Raw genomic sequence first — 24,816 nt, 5'->3', positions numbered from 1 at the left:
AACATCGTGAGCCTTCCCATGTCGCAGCGCCTGAAGCTCGAGGTCAAAGCCCTGAACGCGATTTCGGCCGAGGATCTCGTCGTCCTCGTCGGCGACGCCCTGACGCCGCCGCGGATCAGCGACGAGTGGCTGGGCGAGGGCGCGCACGGTCTGCTGGCGCGCGCCGCCGCGGCCGAGCGCTTCAAGGGCAAGGCGCTGTCCGGCCTGACGCTGCTCGCGCCGGACGGAGCCGGCTACCAGCGCCTGATCGTCGTCGGCGTCGGCCTGGCCTCCGAGCGCGGCACGCTCGATTTCGCCAGGCTTGGCGGCGCGATCGCCGGCAGGCTCGGCCATGGCCGCAGCGCCGACGTGATCGCGGCGCTGCCGGATGGCGAGATTTCCGCCGACGAGATCGCCGAGATGGCGCTCGGCATGAGGCTGCGGGCCTATGCCTTCGACCAGTACAAGACCAAGAGCAGGGATAAGGACGAGACCGCGCCGAAGATGGTGACGCTGCGCGTCGGCGATCCCGCGCTGGTCAAGAAGGCGCTGAAGGGGCGCGAGGCGGTCGCGGCCGGCGTCGAGATCGCGCGCGACCTCGTCAACGAGCCGCCCAACGTGCTCTATCCGGAAGAATTCGCCGAACGCGCCGCGAAGCTGGAGAAGCTCGGGGTCGAGGTCGAGATCCTCGACGAGAAGCAGCTCAGGAAGATCGGCATGCGCGCGCTGCTCGCCGTCGGCCAGGGCTCGCGCCGCGAGAGCCGCGTCGTGGTGATGCGCTGGAACGGCGCGAAATCGTCGGTCCAGCCGGTCGCCTTCGTCGGCAAGGGCGTGACCTTCGACACCGGCGGCATCTCGATCAAGCCCGGCGGCGGCATGGAGGACATGAAGGGCGACATGGCGGGCGCGGCTTGCGTCACCGGGCTGATGCATGCGCTCAGCCAGCGCAAGGCCAGGGTCAACGCCATCGGCGTGATCGGCGTGGTCGAGAACATGCCGGACGGCAACGCGCAGCGGCCGGGCGACATCGTCGCCTCGCTTTCGGGCCAGACCATCGAGATCATCAACACCGACGCCGAGGGCCGGCTCGTCCTGGGCGACGTGCTCTGGTACACGCAGGACAAGTACAAGCCGCGCTTAATGATCGACCTGGCGACGCTGACCGGAGCCATCCTCGTGGCGCTGGCGCAGGAGAACGCCGGGCTGTTCTCCAACAACGACGAACTCGCCGAGCGGCTCCTCGCGGCCGGGAGAGCCACCGGCGAGACCGTCTGGCGCATGCCGCTCGGCAAGGCCTACGACAAGATGATCGACTCGAAGTTCGCCGACATGAAGAACTCGGCAGGCCGCCATGGCGGCTCGGTCACGGCGGCGCAGTTCCTGCAGCGTCATGTCAACGACTGCCCCTGGGCGCATCTCGACATCGCCGGCACCGGCATGGGTTCGCCCAGCAGCGAGACCAACCGCTCCTGGGGCTCGGGCTGGGGCGTGCGCCTGCTCGACCGGCTGGTGGCGGATCATTACGAGGGGTGAGCGTTCTCCGCACCGCCCTCATCCTGAGGAGCCGCGCAGCGGCGTCTCGAAGGATGCTCAAGATGCTTCCGGAGATTCCTGGAGCATCCTTCGAGATGCGTGCTTCGCTCGCTCCTCAGGATGAGGGTTGAGAGAAAGCGGATGACCGAAATCCTGTTCTTCCATCTGCAGTCGCGCCCGCTCGAACAGGTCCTGCCGACCATCCTGGAGCGGGCGCTGTCGCGCGGGCAGAAGGTCGTGGTGGAGGTGTCCAGCCCGGAGCGGCTGTCCGCGCTCGACGACCGGCTCTGGACCTATTCCGACGAGGGGTTCCTGCCGCATGTCACGGCGGCCGAGCCGGATGCCGCCGCCAACCCCATCGTGCTGACGACGCAGGCGCACAATCCCAACGCCGCGCAGGTCCGGATCTGCGCCGACGGCGTCCGCATTCCCGACGCATTGAAGGGCTATGAGCGCGTCGTGCTGATATTCGATGGTGACGATCCCGACGCGCTGACAGCCGCGCGCGAGGATTGGAGGACGGTCAAGGCGTCCGGCCGGAGCGCGAGCTACTGGCAGCAGGACGAAGCGGGCCGCTGGGAGAAAAAAGCGTGAAAATTCCGGTCCTGCTCGCCTGCGCGCTCGCGCTCGGCGGCTGCTCCGTCGATATCGGCGGGTTCTCGTTCATGTCGGAGAGCCGCGACGGCCGCACCACCACGACGAGCAGCGCGAGCGCGCGGGTCTCGACGCAGGAGGCGCTGCTGACGCCGGAGGGCGAATGCGACGCCGGCGTCTCGCTCGATCCCTCGACGCGGGCGCTGCCGCCCCAGATCGCCGAGGGCATCACCGAATGCGAGCTGGTCAGGCTCAAGGGCAAGCGCCCGACCGACGTGCTGATCGGCGAGAGCGGCAAGGGCCAGCGCGAGACGCAGGTGCTCTATTCCGAGCCCGGCGGGCGCGAGATCTACATGTTCACCGACAACCGGCTGGCGCGGATCGTGAAGCCGGGGCAGGGGTGAGGACGGCGAGCCTCGCTGCCGCGCCGGACGCGCGCCGATCGACGAGATCACCAAGACCTATGACAGCTACTGGTTCGATCTCTTCCGGCTGAAGGATGGCAAGATCGTCGGGCGCTGGGATCCGGCGCTGAAGCCGGTCGGGAATTGAAGCGCGCTCAGGCGCTCTCCAGCTCCTCGCTCAGGCCGAGCCACTCCTCCTCCGCCGCGGCCAGCGCCTCGGCCAGTTCGGCCCGCTGGCGCGACAGCAGCAGCGCCTTGTCCGGATCGCGCGCGAAGGCGGCGCCGTTGCCGAGCACCTCGTCGACCTTGCCGATCAGCCCGGCGAGCTTGGCGATGCGGGCCTCGGCGAGGTTGAGCTTCTGGCGCAGCGGACCCTGCGCCGCGCGCTTCGCCGCCGCGCCCTTGCGCTCCTCGGCCTTGCCGCTGGCGGCAAGGGCGGCCTCCGCCTGCTTCTCGCGCCGCGCCCCCTTGGCGCCGCCGAGCACGAGCGCGCGATAGTCCTCCATGTCGCCGTCGAAGTTCTTCACCGTGCCGTCGCCGACGAGCCAGAGCCGGTCGGCGCAGGATTCGATCAGGAAGCGGTCGTGGCTGACGAGGATGACCGCGCCGGGATAGTCGTTGATCGCGTTGACCAGCGCGGTGCGGCTGTCGATGTCGAGATGGTTGGTCGGCTCGTCGAGGATCAGGAGATGCGGGCCGCCGAAGGCCGCGAGCCCGAGCATCAGCCGCGCCTTCTCGCCTCCGGACAGGTTCTTGACCGGCGTCTCGGCCTTCTGGGCCGGAAAACCGATCTGGGCCGCCTTGGAGCGGACCTTGGCCTCGGGCGCGTCCGGCATCAGGTCGCGCAGATGCGCGACGGGGGTGTCCTCCAGCCGCAATTCGTCGAGCTGGTGCTGGGCGAAATAGGCGGTCTCGAGCTTGGACGACTTGCGCATCTCGCCGGAGAGCGGGGCGAGGCGTCCGCCGATCAGCTTGCAGAAGGTCGACTTGCCGTTGCCGTTCGAGCCCAGCAGGGCGATGCGGTCGTCCGGCAGCAGCGTCAGGTTGAGGCGCGAGAGCACCTTGCGCTCGCCATAGCCGGCGCTGGCGTCGTTCAGCACGATCATCGGCGGGGCGAGCGGCCGCTCGGGGCCGGGCAGGATGAAGGGCTGGACGTCGCGGTCGACGATGGTCGCGATCGTCTCCATCTTCTCCAGCCGCTTGACCCGCGACTGGGCCTGGCGCGCCTTGGTCGCCTTGGCCTTGAAGCGGTCGACGAAGGACTGCAGGTGCTTGCGCTCGGCGTCCTGCTTCTCCTTGGCCTTGGCGAGCTGCATCTGCTTCTCGGCGCGCTGCTTCGCGAAGGAGGTGTAGCCGCCACGATAGATCGTCAGCTTGCCCTGGTCGAGATGCAGGATGTGATCGACGCAGGCGTCGAGCAGTTCGCGGTCGTGGCTGACGACGAGCACGGTGTGCGGATAGCGCTCGAGATAGTCGTAGAGCCAGAGCGTGCCTTCGAGGTCGAGATAGTTGGTCGGCTCGTCGAGCAGCAGCAGGTCGGGTTCGGAGAACAGCACGGCCGCGAGCGCCACGCGCATGCGCCAGCCCCCCGAGAAGTCCGAGCAGGGCCGCTGCTGGGCCGCCTCGTCGAAGCCGAGCCCGTGCAGCACGGTCGCGGCGCGGGCCGGGGCGGAATGGGCGTCGATGTCGGCCAGCCGGGCGCCGATCTCGGCGATGCGCAGCGGGTCGGCCGCGGTCCCGGATTCGGCCAGCAGGGCGGCGCGCTCGGTGTCGGCGGCGAGCACGACCTCGATCAGCGTCTCGGGCCCGCCCGGCGCTTCCTGCGCCACGCCGCCGATGCGCCGGCCCCTGGGCAGATGGACGCTGCCGCCCTCGGGCGAGAGATCGCCGGTGATGATGCGGAACAGGGTGGTCTTGCCGGCGCCGTTGCGGCCGACGAGGCCGACGCGCGCGCCGTCGGGCAGCGCCGCGCCGGCATGGTCCAGCAGCAGGCGCTCGCCGAGGCGGTAGGTGATGTCGTTGAGGGTGAGCATGGGCGCGGTTTAGGCGGGAAGGGGCCGATCATGCAATCGGGAAACAAGACGGCGCTCCCCGGCACGATTTCGCCATCTTGCCGCCACGCGACGGCCGGACGCGGGCATCACGCAAGGTAAGAGAAGATGTCGCCGATTCGCCGAGAGCAGCCCATGCCCTTTTCCCGCAGGTTCGACAGTCAGCGCCGCATGTCATTCATCGCCGTCGCGCTGGTGTTCTGGTCGGTCATCATCGGAAGCGCCGCCGCTCTGGCCGCGCTGATCCCTTGATGCGGGCAAGGCCGACCGTCATGGTCCCGGCCTGATCGACCGCGCTTTCAACGAACGTTAACGCAATCGAGTGTCTTCTGGCGCGGCTCGGAAACGATGTCCTGCCGGAGTTCGCCCGCTTGTTCAGCCTCAGGGTCAGGCTACCTGCCGCGATGCTGGCGCTCGCCTGTCTGGCGGCGCTGGTCGTGGGCGTCTCCGCCTATCGCGCCGTCGCCGAGTGGGCGCGGGAATCGGTCAAGGCGCGGCTGAGCGATCTTGCCGAGAGCCATGTCGGGGCGATCGAGCGCCGCTGGGCGCAGGTCCGTTCCGAGCTTTCCGTGCAGGCCCGCAGCGCCTATGCCGTCTCGGCGGTCGACGAGATCGGAAAATGGATGGAGCTCGGCGCCTACGACATGCGCCGCATCCTCGACTACTATCAGGCCGGCACCTCGCCCGAGGAGCGCGAGGCGCGCACCGGCCGGGACCACCAGCACGGCTATTCCTGGCGCCACGGCCCGATCCACGAGACCTATCGCGCCGCGCTGAAGCAGTTCGGCTATGCCGACATGTATCTCGTTTCGGCCAAGGGGCGGGTCGTCTACAGCGTGAAGAAGGGCCCGGAGTTCGGACGCCTCGTCAGCGAGTCCGATCTCGCCGAAACCGGATTCGGCAAGGCCGTGACCGCGGCGCAGACACTGCCGCTGGGCGAGCAGGCGGTGATCGATTTTTCGCCCTACGACCCGGCCGGCGGCGAGTCGCGCGCCTTCATGGCGCAACGCTTCGTCGCAACCGAGGCTGGAGCGGAGGCGCCGTCGGGCACGCTCGTGATCGCGCTCGACACGCGGATCATCGACGGGGTCCTGACGGTCAATGCGGGCGGCGTGCGCAATGTCGGAACCTATCTGATCGGCGCGGACGGTTTCATGCGCTCGAACCCGGCGCTGCGCCTTGTCGGGGATGCGCCGCGGGACGTGCTCGATCCCGCTCTCCTGAAGCGCGGCGACGGCGTCATGCTGACGATGGCCAGCCGCGACGGCGCACCGCTTCTCGTCACGGGACGCCCGGTCCGGATCGGCGACTGGACCTGGCGGCTCTGGCTGACCGAGCCCGAAAGAACGGCCTTCGCCGTCGTCGACACGATACGCAATGCGATGGCGGGCGCGGCGCTGCTCGTCCTCGGGCCGCTGCTGGCCGTCGCGCTGGTTCTCGGGCTTTCGGTGGCGAAACCGATCAGGGGTCTGGCGACGGCGCTGGCCGGCGTCGCCACGGGGCGCACCGATCTCGACATCCCCGGCGCGCAGCGCAAGGACGAGATCGGCGCGATCGCAGCTTCCGTCCAGCGCATCCGGGAAAACCTCATCCGCGAGGAAGCGACGCGCCTGGCCGAGCGGGAGAACGCCGAGGACGAGGCGCGCCGCCAGCGCACGGCGCTGCTCGGCGATCTCGCCAGCGATCTCGAGCGCTCGATCCTGAGCGTCACCGGGGCGGTCTCGTCCGCGGCCGAGGAACTCAGCGTCACGGCGATGGAGCTATCCAGCGGCGCCCTGCAGACGCAGGCCAATGCCGGCACGGTGCACGACTCGACCTCCAGCGCCATCGCCAGCATCCGCTCGATCGAAGGGGCCGCGCAGGGTTTGCGCGCCGCGATCGACCGGCTCGACAGCGACGTGCAGTCCTCCGACCGCAGCGCCCGCTCGGCACGCGACTACGCCGACGAGATGGGCGCCGTCGTCGACCAGCTGGCCTCGGGCGCGGCCCGCGTCTCCGACGTGATCGGCCTGATCTCCGACATCGCGGCCCAGACCAACCTGCTCGCGCTCAACGCCACGATCGAGGCCGCCCGCGCCGGCGAGGCGGGCCGGGGCTTCGCGGTCGTCGCCAGCGAGGTCAAGGGCCTGTCCGGCCAGACGGCGCGCGCCATCGACGACATCTCCCGCCAGATCGCGACCATGAACGACGCCACGGTCGCGACGGTCGAGGCCATCGCCGGCATCCGCGGCATGATCGGCGACCTCAGCGACACGGTCCGCCGGACGGCCGAGACGATGCGCCACCAGCATGGCGTGACCCATGCGATCGTCGCCGATGTCGGCACGGCGACGGCCGCCTTCAGCCGGATCGGCGAGGCGACGAGCCTGGTCTCCTCGGCCTCGCAGCAGACCTCGGACGCCGCCGGCGCGCTGCTGCGCGCCTCGTCCGAACTGACCGGGCTCGCCAACGGCCTGAAGACCCGCGTCGACGAGTTCATCACGCAGGTCCGGGCCGCCTGACAAGACGGTCGGCTTGCCGGCGAAGCGGGCAGGGGCTAACGCTTTTCCATGAGCCGCACAGCCTTCTATCCGGGGTCGTTCGACCCCGTCACCAATGGCCATCTCGACGTGATCTCTGGCGCCTGCCGGCTCTGCGACCGGCTGGTCATCGCCATCGGCGTCCATCCCGGCAAGGCGCCGATCTTCTCGGCCGAGGAGCGCGCCGGGCTGCTGCGCGAGGTCGCCGGGCCGATCGCGCGGGCGGCCGGCGCCGTCATCGAGGTCGTCAGCTTCGACAGGCTGGCGATCTGGGCGGCGCGCGAGGCCGGGGCTACGCTGTTCGTGCGCGGCCTGCGCGACGGCTCCGACCTCGACTACGAGATGCAACTCGCCGGCATGAACAAGACCATGGACGGCGGGATCCAGACCGTCTTCCTGCCGGCCTCGACCGGGGTGAGGCCGATCACCGCGACGCTGGTGAGGCAGATCGCCGGCATGGGCGGCGACGTCTCGGCCTTCGTGCCGCCGGCCGTGAACGAGCGGATCAGGCAGAAGTTCGCTCAAAGTCGAGGCTGATGCCTCTTCGGCCGCTGTCGGGCTGCGACCGGTCCGATTTGCATTTGCATTTGCTTTCGCGCAATGGCGATGCTGTCTCTGCCATGACCGACTCAGGCGCGCCTGAGGCTCGTGTCCGATTGTCCAAGCGCCTCCTTGCACGAGTTCCCCATGCGTCTGTCCCGCTATTTCCTGCCGATCCTGCGCGATGCGCCCCGGGAGGCCGAGATCGTCTCGCACCGGCTGATGCTGCGGGCCGGCATGATCCGCCAGCAGTCCGCCGGCATCTATTCCTGGCTGCCGCTCGGCCTGCGCGTGCTGGAGAAGATCAACCGGGTCGTGCGCGAGGAGCAGAACCGCTCGGGCGCGATCGAGATCCTGATGCCGACGATCCAGTCGGCCGATCTCTGGCGCGAGAGCGGGCGCTACGACGCCTATGGCGACGAGATGCTGCGCATCGCCGACCGCAACAAGCGGGACATGCTCTACGGGCCGACCAACGAGGAGATGGTCACCGATATCTTCCGGACTTATGTGAAGTCCTACAAGGACCTGCCGCTGAATCTGTATCACATCCAGTGGAAGTTCCGCGACGAGCGCCGGCCCCGCTTCGGCGTGATGCGCGGCCGCGAGTTCCTGATGAAGGACGCCTATTCCTTCGACATCGACAAGGACGCGGCGCGCCATGCCTATAACCGCATGTTCACCGCCTATCTGCGCACCTTCGCGCGGCTCGGCCTGAAGGCGATCCCGATGCGGGCCGACACCGGGCCGATCGGCGGCGACCTCTCCCACGAGTTCATCGTGCTGGCCTCGACCGGAGAAAGCGAGGTGTTCTGCCACAAGGACTATCTCGACTTCGAGACGCCGGCGGCCGACACCGATTTCGACAGCGTCGCGGGCCTGCAGGCGATCGTCGAGACATGGACCAGCCTTTATGCCGCCACCGACGAGATGCATGACAAGGCGGCCTACGAGGCGGTTCCCAAGGATGCGCAGGTGTCAGCGCGCGGCATCGAGGTCGGTCACATCTTCTATTTCGGCACGAAGTATTCCGACCCGATGGGGGCGACGGTGACCGGCCCCGACGGCCAGCAGACGCCGGTCCATATGGGCTCCTACGGCATCGGCCCGAGCCGCCTGGTCGCGGCGCTGATCGAGGCCGGCCATGACGATGGCGGCATCATCTGGCCCGACGAGATCGCGCCGTTCGACGTCGCGGTGCTGAACCTCAAGGCGGGCGACGCCGGCGCCGACGCAGCCTGCGAGCAGCTCTACAAGGCGCTGCTGGGCAAGGGCTACGACGCGCTCTACGACGACACCGACGAGCGGCCGGGCGGGAAATTCGCCACCGCCGACCTGATCGGCGTGCCGTGGCAGATCATCGTCGGCCCCAAGGGCCTGGCCGAGGGCAAGGTCGAGCTCAAGCGGCGCGCCGGGGGCGAGCGCGAGAGCGTCCCGATCGAGGCCGCGCTCGCGCGCTTCAAGGACCGGGCGGCGTGATGAGGTTTTCGTCGGCGTTCATCAGCCCTCATCCCGAGGAGCCGCGAGGCGGCGTCTCGAAGGATCGTCCGGTTCGCCCGGCCGGCGCCTTCCGGAGCATCCTTCGAGACGCCCCCGCGGCGCTCCCCGGCACGAGGGCGTCGGGTGTGGAGACGCGGCCATGAACGTCGCCGTCGACACGCCGGTCGCCGCCGGGGCGCAGCCGACCGGCACGAGGGCCTTCGCCGGCTTCGAATGGCTGCTCGCCGGGCGCTACCTGCGCACGCGGCGGCGCGAGGGCTTCGTCTCGGTCATCGCCGGCTTTTCCTTCCTCGGCATCCTGCTCGGCGTCGCGACGCTGATCATCGTGATGTCGGTGATGAACGGTTTCCGCAAGGAACTGCTGGAGAAGATCGTCGGCGTGAACGGGCACATCTTCGCCACCCCGATCGACCGGCCGCTCGACGACTACATGGCTGTGGCCGAGCGGCTGCGGAAGGTGCGGGGCGTCAAGCTCGCCATCCCGCTGGTCGAGGGCCAGGCGCTGGCCTCCTCGCAGACCGGCAATGGCGGCGTGCTGGTGCGCGGCATCCTCGAATCCGACATCAAGGCGATCCCCTTCATCGGAGGCAATGTCCGGCGCGGCGCGCTCGACGGCTTCGATGCGGGCGGCGGCGTCGCGATCGGCCAGCGGCTCGCGAACTCGCTCGGGCTGACGGTCGGGGAATCGATCACCATCGTCTCGCCGCGCGGCGCCTCGACGCCGTTCGGCACCGCGCCGCGGATCAAGGCCTATCCGGTGCAGGCGATCTTCGAGATCGGCATGACCGAGTTCGACGCCTCCTTCGTCTTCATGCCGCTCGCCGAAGCCCAGGCCTATTTCAACCGCGACGGCGACGTGAACGTCATCGAGATCTTCGTCGACAATCCCGACCGCACTCAAGCCGTGCGCGACGCGATCGAGGCCGACGCGCCGCGCCCGCTGGTGCTGTCGGACTGGCGGCAGCGCAACCGCACCTTCTTCAACGCGCTGGAGGTCGAGCGGAACGTGATGTTCATCATCCTGGCGCTGATCGTGCTGGTGGCGGCGCTGAACATCGTCTCCGGGCTGATCATGCTGGTGAAGGACAAGACCGCCGACATCGCGATCATGCGCACCATGGGAGCGACGCGCGGCACCGTGCTGCGGGTCTTCCTGATCACGGGGGCGGCGATCGGCGTCTTCGGCACGCTGGCGGGGCTGGGGCTCGGCGTCGTCTTCGCCAACAACATCAAGTCGATCATGGCCGGGCTGAACTGGATCACCGGGGCCAATCTGTGGGACCCGACGGTGCGTTTCCTCAGCGACATTCCCTCGGTGATCGACTGGCGCGAGGTGACCAGCGTCGTCGTGATGGCGCTGACGCTGTCGCTGCTGGCGACGCTCTATCCGGCGTGGAAGGCCGCGCGCCTCGACCCCGTGCAAGCGCTCAGGATGGGTTGAGGCGATCATGGCACGCGAGACGCCCGCGCTCTTCCTCTCCCAGGTCGAGCGCTTCTACCCCCAGACCGACGCGCCGCTCGAAATCCTGCGCAAGGCGGATTTCGCGCTCTGGCCGGGCGAACTCGTCGCGCTGGTCGCGCCGAGCGGCACCGGCAAGTCGACGCTGCTGCATGTCGCCGGCCTGCTCGAGAAGCCCGACGCCGGCGAGGTCTTCGTCGGCGGCATGGCGACCGCGAGGCTCGACGACAAGGGCCGCACGCGGCTGCGCCGCACCGAGATCGGCTTCGTCTACCAGTTCCACCATCTGCTGCCGGAGTTCACGGCGCTGGAGAACGTCGTGCTGCCGCAGCGCATACGCGGCCTCGACCGCGAACTGGCGGAACAGCGCGGCACGGAGCTTTTGACCTTCCTCGGGCTCGGCGAGCGCCTCGGCCACCTGCCGGGCGAGCTTTCGGGCGGCGAGCAGCAGCGCGTCGCCATCGGCCGCGCGGTCGCCAACACGCCGCGCCTGCTCCTGGCCGACGAGCCCACCGGCAATCTCGACCCGGTCACCTCGCTGCACGTCTTCTCGACGCTGGTCGCGCTGGCGCGGGCCTCGGGGCTGGCGGCGCTGATCGCGACCCACAACCTCGATCTCGCCCGCCGCATGGACCGGCAGGTGACGATCCGCGACGGGCTGGTCGTGCCGCTCGACTGACTCGGCCGCGTTAACCGCTCGCGGGCGCCTATCACAAAACGTTAACCGCCATCCCTTTGTCCAGGATGGAACTAACGTTTCGGCATTGACGGGAACAAAACATGAATTAAATTGAACATAGAAAGAACATCAGGAGTTTGCGATGGTTGCGATGCGCAAGGTTGCGGCGGGTCTGGCGGAGCTGGCCTCGCTCGGTTTGTTCCTCGGCATGATCTGGCTCTGGGCGGCGCTGTTCTCGGCAACGTCCGGTCCAGTCTGACGGCTGGGCCAAGGTTTGAAGTTTGAAGGCATATACCTGTTTCGATATATTTTCTGAAGATTGGGATGCCGCCGATTTCTGATCGCCGGGCGGCTCAAGCGCGCGCAGGCTGATCACGACGCGAGCCCGTCGCAGGCAAGCCGTGGTCGCAGGGAGATATGACGATGTCGGCCGGATCGATCATGGCGTGGGCAATGTCTTCGCCGATCTCGGCCTGCCGGATGCGTCCGAACGGCAGACCAAGACACGGCTCGCCATGGCCCTGAACGACATTCTCAAGTCCCGAAAGCTGAGACAGGCGGAGGCCTCGCGCATCCTGAACGTGCCGCAGCCCAAGGTTTCGGCGCTGGTGAATTACCGCCTGTACGGGTTCTCGGTCGAAACTGATGGGGTTCCTGACGGCGCTCGATCAGGACGTCGACATCCTGATCCGGCCGCGCTCCAAGGCCGGCCTTGGCGTCATCTCGGTCCGGTCTCTGCGATAGAGCCGTCCACAGCCTGCCCGCGGCTGCGGCATCTGGCTGCTGGACGCTGCGCGCGTCGAGGCGGCAAATGATCCGGCGACGGCGTTGACGAGTCGGGCGGGCGAGGGCGGGCGATGGGTCGGGACGACAGCGAGAGCCGCGGCCTGTCCGAGGTCGGCTTCGTGCATCTGCACGTCCATTCGAGCTATTCGCTGCTCGAAGGCGCGATGACGATCGCGACCATCGCCAAGATGGCCGCCGCCGACGGGCAGCCGGCGCTGGCGCTGACCGACACCGACAACCTGTTCGGCGCTCTGGAATTCTCGGAAAAACTCGCCGGCTCCGGCATCCAGCCGATCGCCGGCGTGCAACTCTCGATCGACTTCGCCGACGAGGCCGAAGGCGGGCGCAAGGCCGCGCTCAACCAGGCCGCGCCGCACCTCGTCCTGCTGGCGATGAATGAGCTCGGCTACGGCAACCTGATGAAGCTCGTCACCGAAGCGTGCCTGGCGAGCGGCGGCTCGGGCCAGCCGCTTTCGACGCCGGAGCGGCTTGTCGCCCATCACGAGGGCCTGATCGTGCTGACCGGCGGGTCCGGCGGGCCGGTCGACCTCGCCTTGCGCAACGGGCAGGCGGCGCAGGCGAAAGCGCGGCTCGCGACGCTCGCCCGGATCTTCGGCGACCGGCTCTATGTCGAGATCCAGCGCCATGGCGAGGAGGGCGAGGGGGCGCTGGAGGCGCAGCTTCTGAAGCTCGCCTATGATTCCGACCTCGCCATCGTCGCGACCAACGAGCCGTTCTTCGCCAGGCCCGCCGATTACGACGCCCATGACGCGCTGCTGGCGGTTGCGGCCGGGCGGCTGGTTTCCGATGGCGAGCGCCGCCGGGTGACGCCGCAGCACAATTTCGCCAGCCGCGCCGAGATGAAGCGGCGCTTCGCCGACCTGCCCGAGGCGCTGACCTCCACCGTCGAGATCGCGATGCGCTGCACCTGGCGCGTCGGCCTGCGCAAGCCGATCCTGCCGCGCTTCGGCGGGGAGAACGGGCTCGACGAGGCGGTCGAGCTCGAACTCCAGGCGAAGGCGGGGCTGGCGGCGCGGCTCGCCAAGCACGGCCCGTCGCCGGGCTTCGAGGTCGCGGCCTATGAGGAGCGGCTCGATTTCGAGCTCTCGGTCATCGCCCGGATGAAATATCCCGGCTATTTCCTGATCGTCGCCGACTTCATCAAATGGGCCAAGGACCACGACATTCCGGTCGGGCCCGGCCGCGGCTCGGGCGCGGGCTCGCTCGTCGCCTACGCGCTCACGATCACCGACGTCGATCCGCTGCGCTTCGGCCTGCTGTTCGAGCGCTTCCTCAATCCGGACCGCGTCTCGATGCCGGATTTCGACATCGACTTCTGCCAGAACCGGCGCGAGGAGGTGATCGATTACGTCCAGGCGCGCTACGGCAGGGAGCGCGTGGCGCAGATCATCACCTTCGGCACCTTGCTGGCGCGCGGCGTGCTGCGCGATGTCGGCCGGGTGCTGGAGATGCCCTACGGCCAGGTCGACAAGCTGACCAAGCTCGTGCCGCAGAATCCGGCCAAGCCGATCTCGCTGGTCGACGCGATCAAGGGCGAGCCGAAGCTGCAGCAGGCGGCCGGGGAGGATCAGGTCGTCGCGCGCCTGCTGGAGATCGGCCAGAAGCTCGAAGGGCTGCACCGCCACGCCTCGACCCATGCGGCGGGCGTCGTCATCGGCGACCGGCCGCTGGAGGAACTGGTCGCGCTCTCGGTCGATCCGCGCACCGGCATGCGCGTGACCCAGTTCAACATGAAGTGGGTCGAGCAGGCGGGGCTGGTGAAGTTCGACTTCCTCGGCCTCAAGACGCTGACGACGCTGACCACGGCGGTAAAACTGATCGCTCAGCGCAACATCGCCGTCGATCTGGCGAGCCTGCCCTTCGACGACCCCAAGAGCTACGAGATGCTGGCGCGCGGCGAGGTGGTCGGCGTGTTCCAGGTGGAAAGCGCGGGCATGCGGCGCGCGCTGGTCGAGATGAAGGCAGACCGGATCGAGGATCTGATCGCGCTGGTGGCGCTCTACCGGCCGGGTCCGATGGACAACATCCCGAGCTATTGCCGCCGCAAGCTCGGACTCGAGGAGCCGAGCTATCTCCACCCCAAGATGGAGCCGATCCTGGCCGAAACGCATGGCATCATCGTCTACCAGGAGCAGGTGATGCAGGTGGCGCAGGCGCTGTCGGGCTATTCGCTCGGCGAGGCGGACCTGCTGCGCCGCGCCATGGGCAAGAAGATCAAGGCGGAGATGGACGCCCAGCGCGACCGCTTCGTGCGCGGCGCGATCGAGGGCGGCATCAGGAAGGACGTCGCGTCCGAGATCTTCGACCTCCTGGCGAAATTCGCCGATTACGGCTTCAACAAGAGCCATGCCGCGGCCTATGCGATCGTCGCCTTCCAGACCGCCTATCTGAAGGCGAATTTCCCGGTCGAGTTCATGGCCGCGTCGATGACGCTCGACATGGGCAACACCGACAAGCTCTCGGAATTCCGGCGCGACGCCGAGCGCATGGGCATCACCGTGCTGCCGCCGGCGATCAACCGCTCCGGCGTCGAGTTCGACGTGGCCGAGGGCGCGATCCACTACGCGCTGGCCGCGATCAAGGGCGTCGGCGGAGCGGCCGTCGCCTCGATCGTCGCCGCGCGGCAGGCGGGCGGGCCTTTCGGAGACCTTGCCGATCTCGCGCGCCGGATCGACACCAGGCTGGTCAACCGCCGCACCATCGAGGCGCTGATCGCGGCCGGGGCGCTCGATGCGCTGGAACCGGAGCGGGCCCGCGCGATGGCGGCGATCGACGGCATGCTGGCGCTCTCCAACCGCACCCGCGAGGCGGCTCTCGGCGGGCAGTCCGAGCTGTTCGCCGGCGGCGGGGCGCGGGAGGCCTTCCGCATTCCCCCGGTCGAGCCCTGGTCGCCGGCCGAGCGGCTCCGGCGCGAGCACGAGGCGGTCGGTTTCTTCCTGTCCGGCCACCCGCTCGACGACTACGCCCATGTGCTCAAGCGGCTGCGCGTGCAGCGCTTCGCCGAATTCGCCCAGACGGTGCGCGCCAACGGCGCCGGCGTCGCCAAGGTGGCGGTCTCGGTGATCGACAAATCGGAGCGGCGGACAAAATCCGGCAACAAGATGGGCATCGTCCAACTCTCCGATCCGAGCGGACAGTTCGAGGCGATCCTGTTCTCGGAGGGCCTGCAGCGCCATCGCGACCTGCTGGAGCCGGGCCGGGCGCTCGTGCTGCGGCTCTCGGCCGTGCTCGACGGCGAGGAGGTCAGGCCGCGCATCGAGGATGTCGAGGTGCTCGACGATCTCGCCGCGCGCCAGAAGCAGGACCTTCTGGTCTATCTGCGCGACGACAAGGCGCTGGCCTCGATCGCCGAGCGCGTGCGCCCGCGCAGCGACGGCGTCAAGGCCGAGGGCAAGATCGCGCTGGTGATGATCCTCGACGAGGGCGCGCAGGAGGTCGAGATCGAATTGCCGGGCCGCTATCCGGTCAACCAGCAGATCGCCAACGCGGTCCGGGCGGCGCCCGGCGTGGTCAGCGTCGAGCTGCGCTGAACGACGCCGATGTCGTCTCGGTCTTGCGCGGCCGGGACGCGGCGCTTGCGGATCGGCCGGGAAAGCGGTTCCATCGGCGGCGTGACTCCGGGGCTCGCGTCAAGACGAGACCGGGCACGATCGCCGGGGGCCGAGATGAAGCACTATGTCGCGCGCATTCCGATGAGCCTTGCCGTGCCGGACGCGATGCACTGGGCGATCAAGGACGTTCTGGAGGGCGAGTACGAGACGGGATTCGACGGCGTCGGCCTCGACATCCTCGACATCGGCGCGAATGTCGGCTCCTTCGCGCTCTGGGCGACGGCGCGCTGGCCCGGCAGCGTCGTCACCTCCTACGAGCCGCATCCCGGCACCTTCGCGCTGCTGAAGCGCAACACGCATCAGCGCCGCGACATCGTGCCGGTCAACGCCGCGGTCTTTCCCGGCGGCGCGGCGACGGCGAGCTTCGTCAGCCGCTTCGCCGGGGACGGCGAATCCGGCCTCGCCTCCTATGCCGGCGATACCTTCGTGACCGGCGCGATGCTCGAGCGCTACGAGGTCGCGCTGGTCGATCCGGCGAGCCTGCCCTCGGCGGACGTGGTGAAGATCGACATCGAGGGCGGGGAGGGCGACGTGCTCGACGCGATCGACCTGTCGAAGACCTCGCTCGTGCTGCTGGAATACCAGAACCGCAGGAATCGCGACCAGCTCGCGGCGCGGCTGAAGGCCGATTTCGAGCTGATCGACACCGTCGAACATGCCTGGGATCCGCTGCTCGGGCAAAGCTGCTATCGGCCCGACCTAGCCGGCGACGTCTATGGCCGGATGTTCGCGGCGCGAAAGGGCGTGACGCGGATGACGCGCGCGGCGAGCGCGTAGCCACTTCCACACGCTCATGTCTTCCTGCAAGGTGCCGGCTCATCAACGCGGAGGCATGCCATGACCAGCCGCTTCACCCTTGACAGACGCGATCTCATCGCCGGCGCGAGCGTGCTGACCGCCGCTGCCGCGACCCGACCCCTGCGAGCCCAGGAGAGACCGATGATCGACGCCGCGACCGCGCTCATCGTCGTCGACGTGCAGAACGATTTCTGTCCGGGCGGCAGCCTCGCCGTGACGAAGGGAGACGAGGTCGTCGCCGTCATCAACGCGCTTGGAAAACGCTTTTCCAACATCGTGCTGACGCAGGACTGGCATCCGGCCGGGCACTCCTCCTTCGCCACGAGCCATCCCGGCAAGAAGCCGTTCGAGCTGATCCAGATGCCCTATGGCCCGCAGGTGCTCTGGCCGGACCATTGCATCCAGGGGACCAAAGGTGCGGAATTCCGCGCCGATCTCGATCTGCCGACGGCGCAGACCATCATCCGCAAGGGCTACCGGCCGCAGATCGACAGCTATTCCGGCTTCCTGGAGGCCGACCGCAAGACGCCGACCGGGCTCGGCGGCTATCTCAAGGAGCGCGGCGTGACGCGGGCCGTGGTCGTCGGGCTCGCGACCGATTTCTGCGTGAGCTGGACGGCGCAGGACGCGGCCAAGGCCGGCTTGCAGACGCTGGTCGTCGAGGAAGCCTGCCGCGCGATCGATCTCAACGGCTCGCTCGACAAGGCCTGGGCCGACATGGCGGCGCTCGGGGTGAAGCGGATCAAGGCGAGCGAATTGCCAGGGTGATCGGCGGCCACCCATCCTGCCTCACTTCGATCCTGCGATGAATCCACTCCGCATTCGCCTTTTGCTCGAACGCCTGCGAAGCGGATCGATCTCCTGCGAGGCGCTCGCGAAGCACTGCCTGGCGCAGGAAGAGAAGCACCGCTCGCTGAATGCCTTCATTCGACTGAATCCGAGCATCCGCGAGGACGCCAGAGCGCTCGATGCCCGGCTCCGCGCCGGCGAATATCTCCCGCTTCACGGCATTCCGGTCGCGATCAAGGACAATATCGAGACGGCGGGGATCGAAACGACGGGCGGGGCCGTGGCGCTCGCAGGATATGTTCCGCAAGCCGACGCGGCCGTCGTCGCCGGGTTGAAGGCGGCCGGGGCGCTGGTCATCGGCAAGACCAATCTCGACGAACTGGCCGGCGCCGGCAGCACATTGAGTTCGCTCGGCGGCCGGACCCTCAACCCGTTCGATCCCGGACGAACACCCGCAGGCTCTTCCGGTGGCTCGGCGGTCGCGGTCGCCATCGGCGCATGCGCTTTCGCGCTGGGAACGGAAACCGTCAATTCGATCCGGAACCCCGCCCATGTCTGCGGCGTCGCAGGACTACGGCCGACGCGCGGCCTGATCTGCCGATCTGGCGTCATCCCGGTGTCGCCGACGATGGATGTCGTCGGGCCGCTTGCCGCCGGCGTCGATGACGTGGCGATCGTGTTCCGAGCCATGCTCGAAGCCAACGGCGGAGCTCAGCCGGCGGCTGGCTTCGCCAGTTACGATGCGGACCGGCTGGAGCCCGGTGCGTGGCCGCAGGTCGCGGGGTTGAGAGTGGGCGTCCTGAGGCCGCTGTTCGGGGCCGCCGCCGAGCATCGCGCGATCAACGAGGTTCTCGAGACGGTCTTGCAGCGGCTTCGCTTGGCTGGCGTCACGCTCGTGGAGATCGCCGACCCGATCTTTGATTCGGTCCGCCTTTATGCGGATCTCGCCTTGCACGCCTGTGAATTCCAGAGCGCCTTCAACGACTGGCTGTCGGCCCGCGCCGGCCTGGTCCCGATACCCGACATGGCGGCCTATGTCGCGGACGGGCGCTGGCCTGCCGCGACCATGGCAGGGTTGATCGACACGGCCATGGCGACGCCCGATCCGGCCGCGAGCCGCAGCTATCAGGCGAAATGGGCGGCCGTCGCCGCGATGGCCGACTTCATGACCGATCTGGCCGCCAGGCATCGCATCGACGCCTTCGCCTATCCGGCCCAGCAGCGGCCGGCGCTGCGGATAGACGAGCCTTCGCGGCCCGAAAGGAACGGCGTTCTCGCCTCCGTGCTGGGCTGGCCGGCCTTGAACGTGCCGGCCGGGTGGGTGCTGGATCAGGAGCTGGCCTTGCCTGTCGGCCTCGACCTCATGGCCCGTCCGTTCGCCGAGCCGACATTGTTCGTCCTTGGGCGGGCGATCGAAGCGGACCACGCCGCCACGGCCAGTCGATGACGCCGCCCACATAGAGCGCCCACCAGATCAGCACGGGCTGGAAGGCGATCCGTGGGCCGTGATACCACCAGCTCGTCGGAAGCGACGGAATGACAATGCCTTCGAGCGCATGCTTGATGTTGGCCGGCCAGACGCAGAGCGCGTAGAGCGCCAGGCCGATGCCGGCCGCCTTGCGCAGCCGCGGCACGAGCAGCCCGAGCGCGCCCGCCAGTTCGGCGACGCCGGTGGCGAGGATCACCTCGCGCGGGGCCGGCACCCATCCGGGCATGATCGGCAGGAAGGCGTCTGGCGAACGCAGATGCGCGATGCCGGCGGCGAGGTAGAACGCCGCCATCAGCCAGCGCATGATGCTCCGGCCGCTCATGTCACCTCGAACCAGGTCCACAGGCCGAGGTCGAAGCGCTCCAGCACCGAGGACGAAATCAGCCATTTGCCGGGGTTCTCGGCGATGAAGGCGATGTGCAGCCGCTTGCCTTCGGGAATCTGCACCGTGTCGAGGAAATAGGGCTCCCAGCCGTCGTCGAGCGGGTGCAGCAGCCGGAACGAATGGCCATGGACGTGGATCGGCTGGAGGAAGGCCGTGCGGTTGTCGATCGCGAGCACGATCGGCGTGCCGCGTTTGACGCTGAACAACGGCCTGGCGAGGTCGCCCGTGCCGCCGTTGAGCCGCCAGGGTTTTGCGAGGTCGAGCCCGGCGAAGTCGGGCCTCTGCCCGGCCGCCAGCTTCGCGCCGCCCTCGATCACGATCTCGGGGCGGCTGGCGTCCTGGAGGCGGACGGCGGCGGGCAAGGCCTGGTTGGGCCTGAGCGCGGCCGGCTCGGACGCGGCGGCTTTCTTCTCGCCCTCGGCGACCAGCCGGACCAGCGGCACGCCCGCGCCGATCAGCGCGGTGACGCTCGCGACCTGGCCGGCTTCCTCCGGCAGGTCGACGACGAGGTCGTAGCGCGAGCCCGGCGCGAAGGGGAGCTGGGCGCGGACTGGCTCGAAGGCGTCGGTCGGCTGGCCGTCGACGGCGATCACATGGGCCTTCACCCCGTCGAAGCGCAGCCGCATGATCCGGGCGTTGCAGGCGTTGGCGAGGCGCAGCCGCACGCGGCTGCCCGGCCTGACCGCGACGCGCTGCGGCGGGGCTAAGCCATTGACGGTGAGCCAGCTTCCGAGGCGGCCCGCCGCCGCATTGGCCTCGCTCTGGACCGCGAAGGACCGGATCGCATGGTCGTCGCCGAGCAGCCAGTCGCCGACCAGCACCGGCAGATCGAGATCGACCGGCAGCGGCGTCGCCTCCTCGACCACCAGCATCCCGGCAAGGCCGCGTCCGGAGGGCTCGGACGAGCCGCCCAGCACCATGGCGCGGTAGAGCAGCGTGCCGGAATCGGGCGGGGTCAGGCGGTAGTCGAAGCTCGCGCCGGGCGCGACCGGCGGCTGACTGAAGCCGCCGACGCCGTCCATCGCGGCCTCGCCGCCGCGCAGACCGTGCCAGTGCAAGGCGAGCGGCAGCGCCGTGCGGTTTTCCAGCCTCACGCGCAGCGTCTCGCCCTGCCTGATCCGCGGGACCGGAGCGGGCGTCGCGCCGTTCAGCATCAGGATCTCGGTCTCGCCGGCGGGCGCCGGCCGCAGTCTGGCCTTGCCGGGAGCGGCGACGAGCGGGCGCACGGGCGCCTCATCGGCTGGAACGGTCGAGCGAACCGACGGCGCCGGCTGGCCGGCGGCCTCGTCCGACAGCGTCAGCACGGTGGAGCCGAGCCCGGCGAGGATGGCGCGGCGGGTCGGGCGGACAGGCGCGTCGAGGCGGTGATCGGTCATGAGCGCAGGCATAAGGTCTGCGTCGCGATCTGGCGAGGGCCTGCGTCGCGGGTCGCCCGACACCCGCCGCCGCGTCTCCGAGGCGGCCCGTTTCGCAAATCCGTCGCATTTTTTTGCTGCATGCCCCGGCCGAAATGCGTATAGCACCGGCGCCCTATGATGCCGGGGCCTGCGTTTCGCGGGCGTGGCGCGGCGGGTCGGCGGGCGTGGCGGAACTGGTAGACGCACTGGTTTTAGGTACCAGCGGCGAGAGTCGTGGGGGTTCGAGTCCCTCCGCCCGCACCATATCCGGATTTCGCGAGCGCGGCGGCCGTCACCCGGCGTCGCGCTTTGGACATTTGAAGACGAGACCTTTTGACGGATCGAAACGATGAACGTGACCGAAACCCTCTCGCAGGGCCTCAAGCGCGAATTCCAGGTGGTGCTGAACGCCGCCGACCTGAAGACCCGTCTCGATGACGGCCTCCAGGGCCTGCAGGGGAAGGCCAGGATCAACGGCTTCCGTCCCGGCAAGGTGCCGGTGGCGCATCTGCGCCGGCTCTATGGCCGCTCGGTCATGGCCGACGTGCTGCAGAACGCGGTCAACGAGGCCAACCAGAAGATCGTCAGCGACAACGGCCTGAAGCTCGCCTTCGAGCCTCAGATCAAGTTCCCCGAGAACAAGGACGAGATCGAGGCCGCGATGGAGGCCAAGGGCGATCTCGCCTTCACCGTCGCGCTCGAGGTGCTGCCCAAGATCGAGCTCGCCGACCTGTCGGACGTGTCCCTGACCAAGCCGGTCGCGCAGGTGCCCGACGCCGATGTCGACGCCGCGCTGGAGCGCATGGCCGGCCAGAACCGCAGCTTCTCCAGCAAGGGCGAGAAGGCCAAGGCCGCCAAGGGCGACCGGCTGATCATCTCCTTCGTCGGTACGCTGGAAGGCAAGCCCTTCGACGGCGGCACGGGCGAGGGCATCCCGCTCGATCTCGGCGCCGGCCAGTTCATCCCCGGCTTCGAGGAGCAGCTCGAAGGCGCAAAGGCCGGCGACACGCGCACGGTCAAGGTCACCTTTCCGGAGAACTACACCGCGACCCATCTCGCCGGGAAGCCGGCCGAGTTCGAGGTCACCGTGACCGAGGTGCAGGCGCCCGAGCCCGTCACGATCGACGAGGAGCTCGCCAAGGCCTTCGGGATGGAATCGCTCGATTCGCTGAAGGGCGCGATCCGCGAGCAGATCGGCCGCGATTTCGGGGCGCAGTCGCGCCGCAAGCTCAAGAAGAGCCTGCTCGACGCGCTCGACGCCAAATACACCTTCGAGCTGCCGCCGACGCTGGTCGAACAGGAGTTCGGCTCGGTCTGGAGCCAGGTCGAGGTCGACATGAAGGAAGCCAAGAAGAGCTTCGAGGACGAGAACACGACCGAGGAGGCGGCCAAGGCCGAATACCGCAGGATCGCCGAGCGCCGCGTGCGGCTCGGCCTCGTGCTGGCCGAGATCGGCGAGCAGGCCAAGGTCCAGATCTCCGACGACGAGGTGACGCAGGCGCTGGTCGAGCGCGCCCGCCAGTTCCCCGGTCAGGAGAAGCAGGTCTGGGAGTTCTACCGCAAGAACCCGCAGGCGCTGGCCGAGATCCGCGCGCCGATCTTCGAGGAGAAGGTCGTCGACCACCTGCTGGAGCAGGTGAAGGTTGCCGACGAGAGCGTCACCCGCGAGGCGCTCTACGCCGACGAGGACAGCGACGAGGCGGAGGCCGGGGCGAAGCCGAAAAAGGCCGCCAGGAAGACCAAGAAGGCCGACGACGCGTCCGCCTGAGCGCCCCGGAAACCTTAACCGCGATATTCGCGCCGCCGGGCTTCCCGCCCGGCGGCGTTTCCCTTTTCAGCCGGCTTCGCCGTGCTTATGTGGGTGGTCTCCGCAAGCCCGCCTGATTCTTCTTATCGTCTATCTCGCGCCCGATTCCGGCGCCGCCACCCAGGGACATCCTCCATGCTTCGCGATCCGATCGAGACCTACAACAATCTCGTCCCGATGGTGGTCGAGCAATCGAGCCGGGGCGAGCGCGCCTTCGACATCTATTCGCGCCTGCTGCGCGAGCGCATCATCTTCCTGACCGGGCCGGTCGAGGACCATTCCGCCTCGCTGATCGTGGCGCAGCTGCTGTTCCTCGAGGCCGAGAACCCGAAGAAGGAAATCTCCTTCTACATCAACTCGCCCGGCGGCGTGGTGACGTCCGGCATGTCGATCTACGACACGATGCAGTTCATCCGCTGCCCGGTGACGACGCTCTGCGTCGGCCAGGCCGCCTCGATGGGCTCGCTGCTGCTGACCGCCGGCGCCAAGGACATGCGCTTCGCGCTGCCCAACGCCCGCATCATGGTCCACCAGCCCTCCGGCGGCTTCCAGGGCCAGGTCACCGACATCCTGATCCATGCCCGCGAGGTCGAGAGCCTGAAGCGCCGCCTGAACGAGATCTATGTCAGACATACCGGCCGCAGCTACGAGGACATCGAGGCGGCGCTGGAGCGCGACAACTTCATGACCGCCGAGGCCGCGCGCGACTTCGGGCTGATCGACAAGGTCATCGACAAGCGGCCCGAAGACGCGGCTCCCGCGGCGGCCTGAGGCGGGATGCCGGCCCGCGGCGCGAGAACCCGTTGCCTGTGGGTTGGCGCGGGCTCCGGGAAGGGCCATATTGCATGACATCCGGCCCCATGTTTGCATGGGGAATCGAGCGAGCGCAGCGACGCCGCCAAAAAGTCCGGTTTTGGGTCAGGCTGGGTTCGGACGCGCCGGATCGAGCGTTAACCGAATGATCGTGATCTCGGCGGCTATTATGACGGAGAGACGACGGTTGCATCCGCCCCGGCTGATGTGGATGCCGGCTCCCGGAATGGAGATGGATGATGAGTAAGGTCAGCAGCGGCGATTCGAAGAGCACGCTCTACTGCTCCTTCTGCGGCAAGAGCCAGCACGAGGTGCGCAAGCTGATCGCGGGCCCGACCGTGTTCATCTGCGACGAATGCGTCGAGCTCTGCATGGACATCATCCGCGAGGAGTCGAAATCCGCGCTGGTGAAGTCGAAGGACGGCGTGCCGACGCCGCGCGAGATCCGCAAGGTGCTCGACGACTACGTCATCGGTCAGGACCACGCCAAGAAGGTGCTCTCGGTCGCGGTCCACAACCACTACAAGCGGCTCTCCCACGCGACGAAGCACAACGACGTCGAGCTGGCGAAGTCGAACATCCTGCTGATCGGGCCGACCGGCTCGGGCAAGACGCTGCTCGCGCAGACGCTGGCGCGCATCCTCGACGTGCCCTTCACCATGGCCGACGCGACGACGCTGACCGAGGCCGGCTATGTCGGCGAGGATGTCGAGAACATCATCCTGAAGCTGCTCCAGGCGTCGGACTACAATGTCGAGCGGGCGCAGCGCGGCATCGTCTACATCGACGAGATCGACAAGATCTCGCGCAAGTCCGACAACCCCTCGATCACGCGGGACGTCTCGGGCGAGGGCGTGCAGCAGGCGCTGCTCAAGATCATGGAAGGCACCGTCGCCTCCGTGCCGCCGCAGGGCGGGCGCAAGCATCCGCAGCAGGAGTTCCTGCAGGTCGACACCACCAACATCCTGTTCATCTGCGGGGGCGCCTTCGCCGGCCTCGACAAGATCATCTCGGGCCGCGGCAAGGGCACCTCGATCGGCTTCGGCGCGACCGTGAAGGCGCCCGACGAGCGCCGCAGCGGCGCGATCTTCCGCGAGGTCGAGCCCGAGGATCTGCTGAAGTTCGGCCTGATCCCGGAATTCGTCGGCCGCCTGCCGGTGCTGGCGACGCTCGAGGACCTCGACGAGGCGGCGCTCAAGACCATCCTGACCGAGCCGAAGAACGCGCTGGTGAAGCAGTATCAGCGCCTGTTCGAGATGGAGGACACCGAACTCACCTTCACCGACGAGGCGGTGAGCCTGATCGCCCGCAAGGCGATCGACCGCAAGACCGGCGCGCGCGGCCTGCGCTCGATCATGGAAGGCATCCTGCTCGAGACGATGTACGAGCTGCCGGGGCTGGAAGGCGTCGAGCAGGTCGTAATCGGTCCCGAGGCCGTCGAATCGAAGTCGCGCCCGCTCTTCATCTATTCCGAGCGCGACGACGAGGTGAAATCCGCCTCGGCCTGAGACGCGATCGCCGACCGTCGCATTGCCGGACGCGCGCCTCTGGCGCGCGTCTTGCGTTCGCCGCCCGGGCGGCGGCCGGCCTGGCGGGCTTGCGACGATCGGCTTGGGGACGCGCCGCGCGGGCTCGCTTGAAAGCCGGCGTGGAAGTCTCCAC

The 24,816-nt window shown here is 68.5% G+C and carries 20 protein-coding genes and 1 tRNA gene; 18 read left to right on the top strand and 3 right to left on the bottom strand.

Going from position 1 to position 24,816, the window contains the following annotated elements:
- The first annotated feature begins 18 nt into the window (after window positions 1–18).
- The 3 genes from AC1RRW_RS04645 (at window position 19) to AC1RRW_RS04635 (ending at window position 2,510) form a co-directional block, all read left to right on the top strand.
- On the top strand, window positions 19–1,512 hold the full coding sequence (locus AC1RRW_RS04645) for a leucyl aminopeptidase (RefSeq protein ID WP_492899357.1): 1,494 nt from the start codon (window positions 19–21) through the stop codon (window positions 1,510–1,512).
- 141 nt (window positions 1,513–1,653) lie between these two features.
- Window positions 1,654–2,106 (top strand): DNA polymerase III subunit chi, encoded by a 453-nt coding sequence (locus AC1RRW_RS04640; RefSeq protein ID WP_492899356.1) that lies wholly within the window; start codon window positions 1,654–1,656, stop codon window positions 2,104–2,106.
- Window positions 2,103–2,510, top strand: a complete 408-nt coding sequence (locus AC1RRW_RS04635; RefSeq protein ID WP_492899355.1) for a hypothetical protein — start codon at window positions 2,103–2,105, stop codon at window positions 2,508–2,510. The genes AC1RRW_RS04640 and AC1RRW_RS04635 overlap by 4 nt, the downstream gene beginning before the upstream one ends.
- A 155-nt stretch (window positions 2,511–2,665) precedes the next feature.
- On the opposite strand, the gene AC1RRW_RS04630 is transcribed toward AC1RRW_RS04635, so the two are convergent.
- Entirely contained in the window at window positions 2,666–4,543 is a 1,878-nt protein-coding gene (locus AC1RRW_RS04630; RefSeq protein ID WP_492899354.1) for an ABC-F family ATP-binding cassette domain-containing protein, read from the bottom strand.
- 126 nt (window positions 4,544–4,669) lie between these two features.
- Between AC1RRW_RS04630 and AC1RRW_RS04625 the strand changes: the two genes are divergently transcribed.
- The 11 genes from AC1RRW_RS04625 to AC1RRW_RS04575 all read left to right on the top strand — a co-directional run bounded on the left by AC1RRW_RS04625 (window position 4,670) and on the right by AC1RRW_RS04575 (window position 18,710).
- Entirely contained in the window at window positions 4,670–4,813 is a 144-nt protein-coding gene (locus AC1RRW_RS04625) for a hypothetical protein (protein ID WP_492899353.1), read from the top strand.
- A gap of 119 nt (window positions 4,814–4,932) precedes the next feature.
- Entirely contained in the window at window positions 4,933–7,062 is a 2,130-nt protein-coding gene (locus AC1RRW_RS04620) for a methyl-accepting chemotaxis protein (protein WP_492899352.1), read from the top strand.
- A 48-nt stretch (window positions 7,063–7,110) separates the two neighbouring features.
- Window positions 7,111–7,617: a pantetheine-phosphate adenylyltransferase gene (gene coaD / locus AC1RRW_RS04615; RefSeq protein ID WP_492899351.1), complete on the top strand. Its 507-nt coding sequence runs from the start codon at window positions 7,111–7,113 to the stop codon at window positions 7,615–7,617.
- 150 nt (window positions 7,618–7,767) lie between these two features.
- Window positions 7,768–9,099, top strand: coding sequence for a proline--tRNA ligase (proS, locus tag AC1RRW_RS04610; protein ID WP_492899350.1), 1,332 nt, complete (start codon window positions 7,768–7,770; stop codon window positions 9,097–9,099).
- 160 nt (window positions 9,100–9,259) lie between these two features.
- Window positions 9,260–10,561 (top strand): lipoprotein-releasing ABC transporter permease subunit, encoded by a 1,302-nt coding sequence (locus AC1RRW_RS04605; RefSeq protein WP_492899349.1) that lies wholly within the window; start codon window positions 9,260–9,262, stop codon window positions 10,559–10,561.
- Window positions 10,562–10,568: 7 nt separating this feature from the next.
- Complete coding sequence (locus tag AC1RRW_RS04600; protein ID WP_492899348.1) at window positions 10,569–11,258, top strand: ABC transporter ATP-binding protein; 690 nt, start codon at window positions 10,569–10,571, stop codon at window positions 11,256–11,258.
- A gap of 446 nt (window positions 11,259–11,704) precedes the next feature.
- Complete coding sequence (locus tag AC1RRW_RS04595) at window positions 11,705–12,073, top strand: helix-turn-helix domain-containing protein (RefSeq protein ID WP_492899347.1); 369 nt, start codon at window positions 11,705–11,707, stop codon at window positions 12,071–12,073.
- A 42-nt stretch (window positions 12,074–12,115) separates the two neighbouring features.
- A complete protein-coding gene (dnaE, locus tag AC1RRW_RS04590) occupies window positions 12,116–15,595 on the top strand; it encodes a DNA polymerase III subunit alpha (protein WP_492899346.1) in 3,480 nt (1,159 codons plus the stop codon).
- 135 nt (window positions 15,596–15,730) lie between these two features.
- On the top strand, window positions 15,731–16,453 hold the full coding sequence (locus AC1RRW_RS04585) for an FkbM family methyltransferase (RefSeq protein WP_492899345.1): 723 nt from the start codon (window positions 15,731–15,733) through the stop codon (window positions 16,451–16,453).
- 60 nt (window positions 16,454–16,513) lie between these two features.
- Entirely contained in the window at window positions 16,514–17,242 is a 729-nt protein-coding gene (gene pncA, locus AC1RRW_RS04580; protein ID WP_492899344.1) for a bifunctional nicotinamidase/pyrazinamidase, read from the top strand.
- A gap of 37 nt (window positions 17,243–17,279) precedes the next feature.
- Window positions 17,280–18,710, top strand: coding sequence for an amidase (locus tag AC1RRW_RS04575; protein WP_492899343.1), 1,431 nt, complete (start codon window positions 17,280–17,282; stop codon window positions 18,708–18,710).
- Here the strand turns inward: AC1RRW_RS04575 and AC1RRW_RS04570 are convergent.
- Together AC1RRW_RS04570 and AC1RRW_RS04565 are read right to left on the bottom strand one after the other, a co-directional pair.
- A complete protein-coding gene (locus AC1RRW_RS04570; protein WP_492899342.1) occupies window positions 18,625–19,074 on the bottom strand; it encodes a DoxX family protein in 450 nt (149 codons plus the stop codon). The two genes, AC1RRW_RS04575 and AC1RRW_RS04570, sit on opposite strands and share 86 nt — an antisense overlap.
- Window positions 19,071–20,513: a multicopper oxidase family protein gene (locus AC1RRW_RS04565; RefSeq protein ID WP_492899341.1), complete on the bottom strand. Its 1,443-nt coding sequence runs from the start codon at window positions 20,511–20,513 to the stop codon at window positions 19,071–19,073. Before AC1RRW_RS04565 ends, AC1RRW_RS04570 begins: the two co-directional genes overlap by 4 nt.
- A 200-nt stretch (window positions 20,514–20,713) precedes the next feature.
- On the opposite strand from AC1RRW_RS04565, the gene AC1RRW_RS04560 reads away from it, so the two are divergent.
- The 4 genes from AC1RRW_RS04560 to clpX all read left to right on the top strand — a co-directional run bounded on the left by AC1RRW_RS04560 (window position 20,714) and on the right by clpX (window position 24,662).
- Window positions 20,714–20,798: transfer RNA gene (locus AC1RRW_RS04560), tRNA-Leu, on the top strand.
- Between the two features lie 85 nt (window positions 20,799–20,883).
- On the top strand, window positions 20,884–22,302 hold the full coding sequence (tig, locus tag AC1RRW_RS04555; RefSeq protein ID WP_492899340.1) for a trigger factor: 1,419 nt from the start codon (window positions 20,884–20,886) through the stop codon (window positions 22,300–22,302).
- A 174-nt stretch (window positions 22,303–22,476) separates the two neighbouring features.
- Window positions 22,477–23,112: an ATP-dependent Clp protease proteolytic subunit gene (locus tag AC1RRW_RS04550; protein WP_492899339.1), complete on the top strand. Its 636-nt coding sequence runs from the start codon at window positions 22,477–22,479 to the stop codon at window positions 23,110–23,112.
- A gap of 281 nt (window positions 23,113–23,393) precedes the next feature.
- Window positions 23,394–24,662 carry an ATP-dependent Clp protease ATP-binding subunit ClpX gene (gene clpX / locus AC1RRW_RS04545; protein ID WP_492899338.1) on the top strand — a complete coding sequence of 423 codons (1,269 nt, stop codon included), beginning with the start codon at window positions 23,394–23,396 and terminating at the stop codon, window positions 24,660–24,662.
- Window positions 24,663–24,816 lie beyond the last annotated feature (154 nt).

It is taken from the genome of Allobosea sp. GW821-FHT12C12, assembly GCF_058807355.1.
The sequence above is the reverse complement of the archived record's forward strand: the minus strand, read 5'-3'. Positions and strand labels throughout refer to the sequence as shown.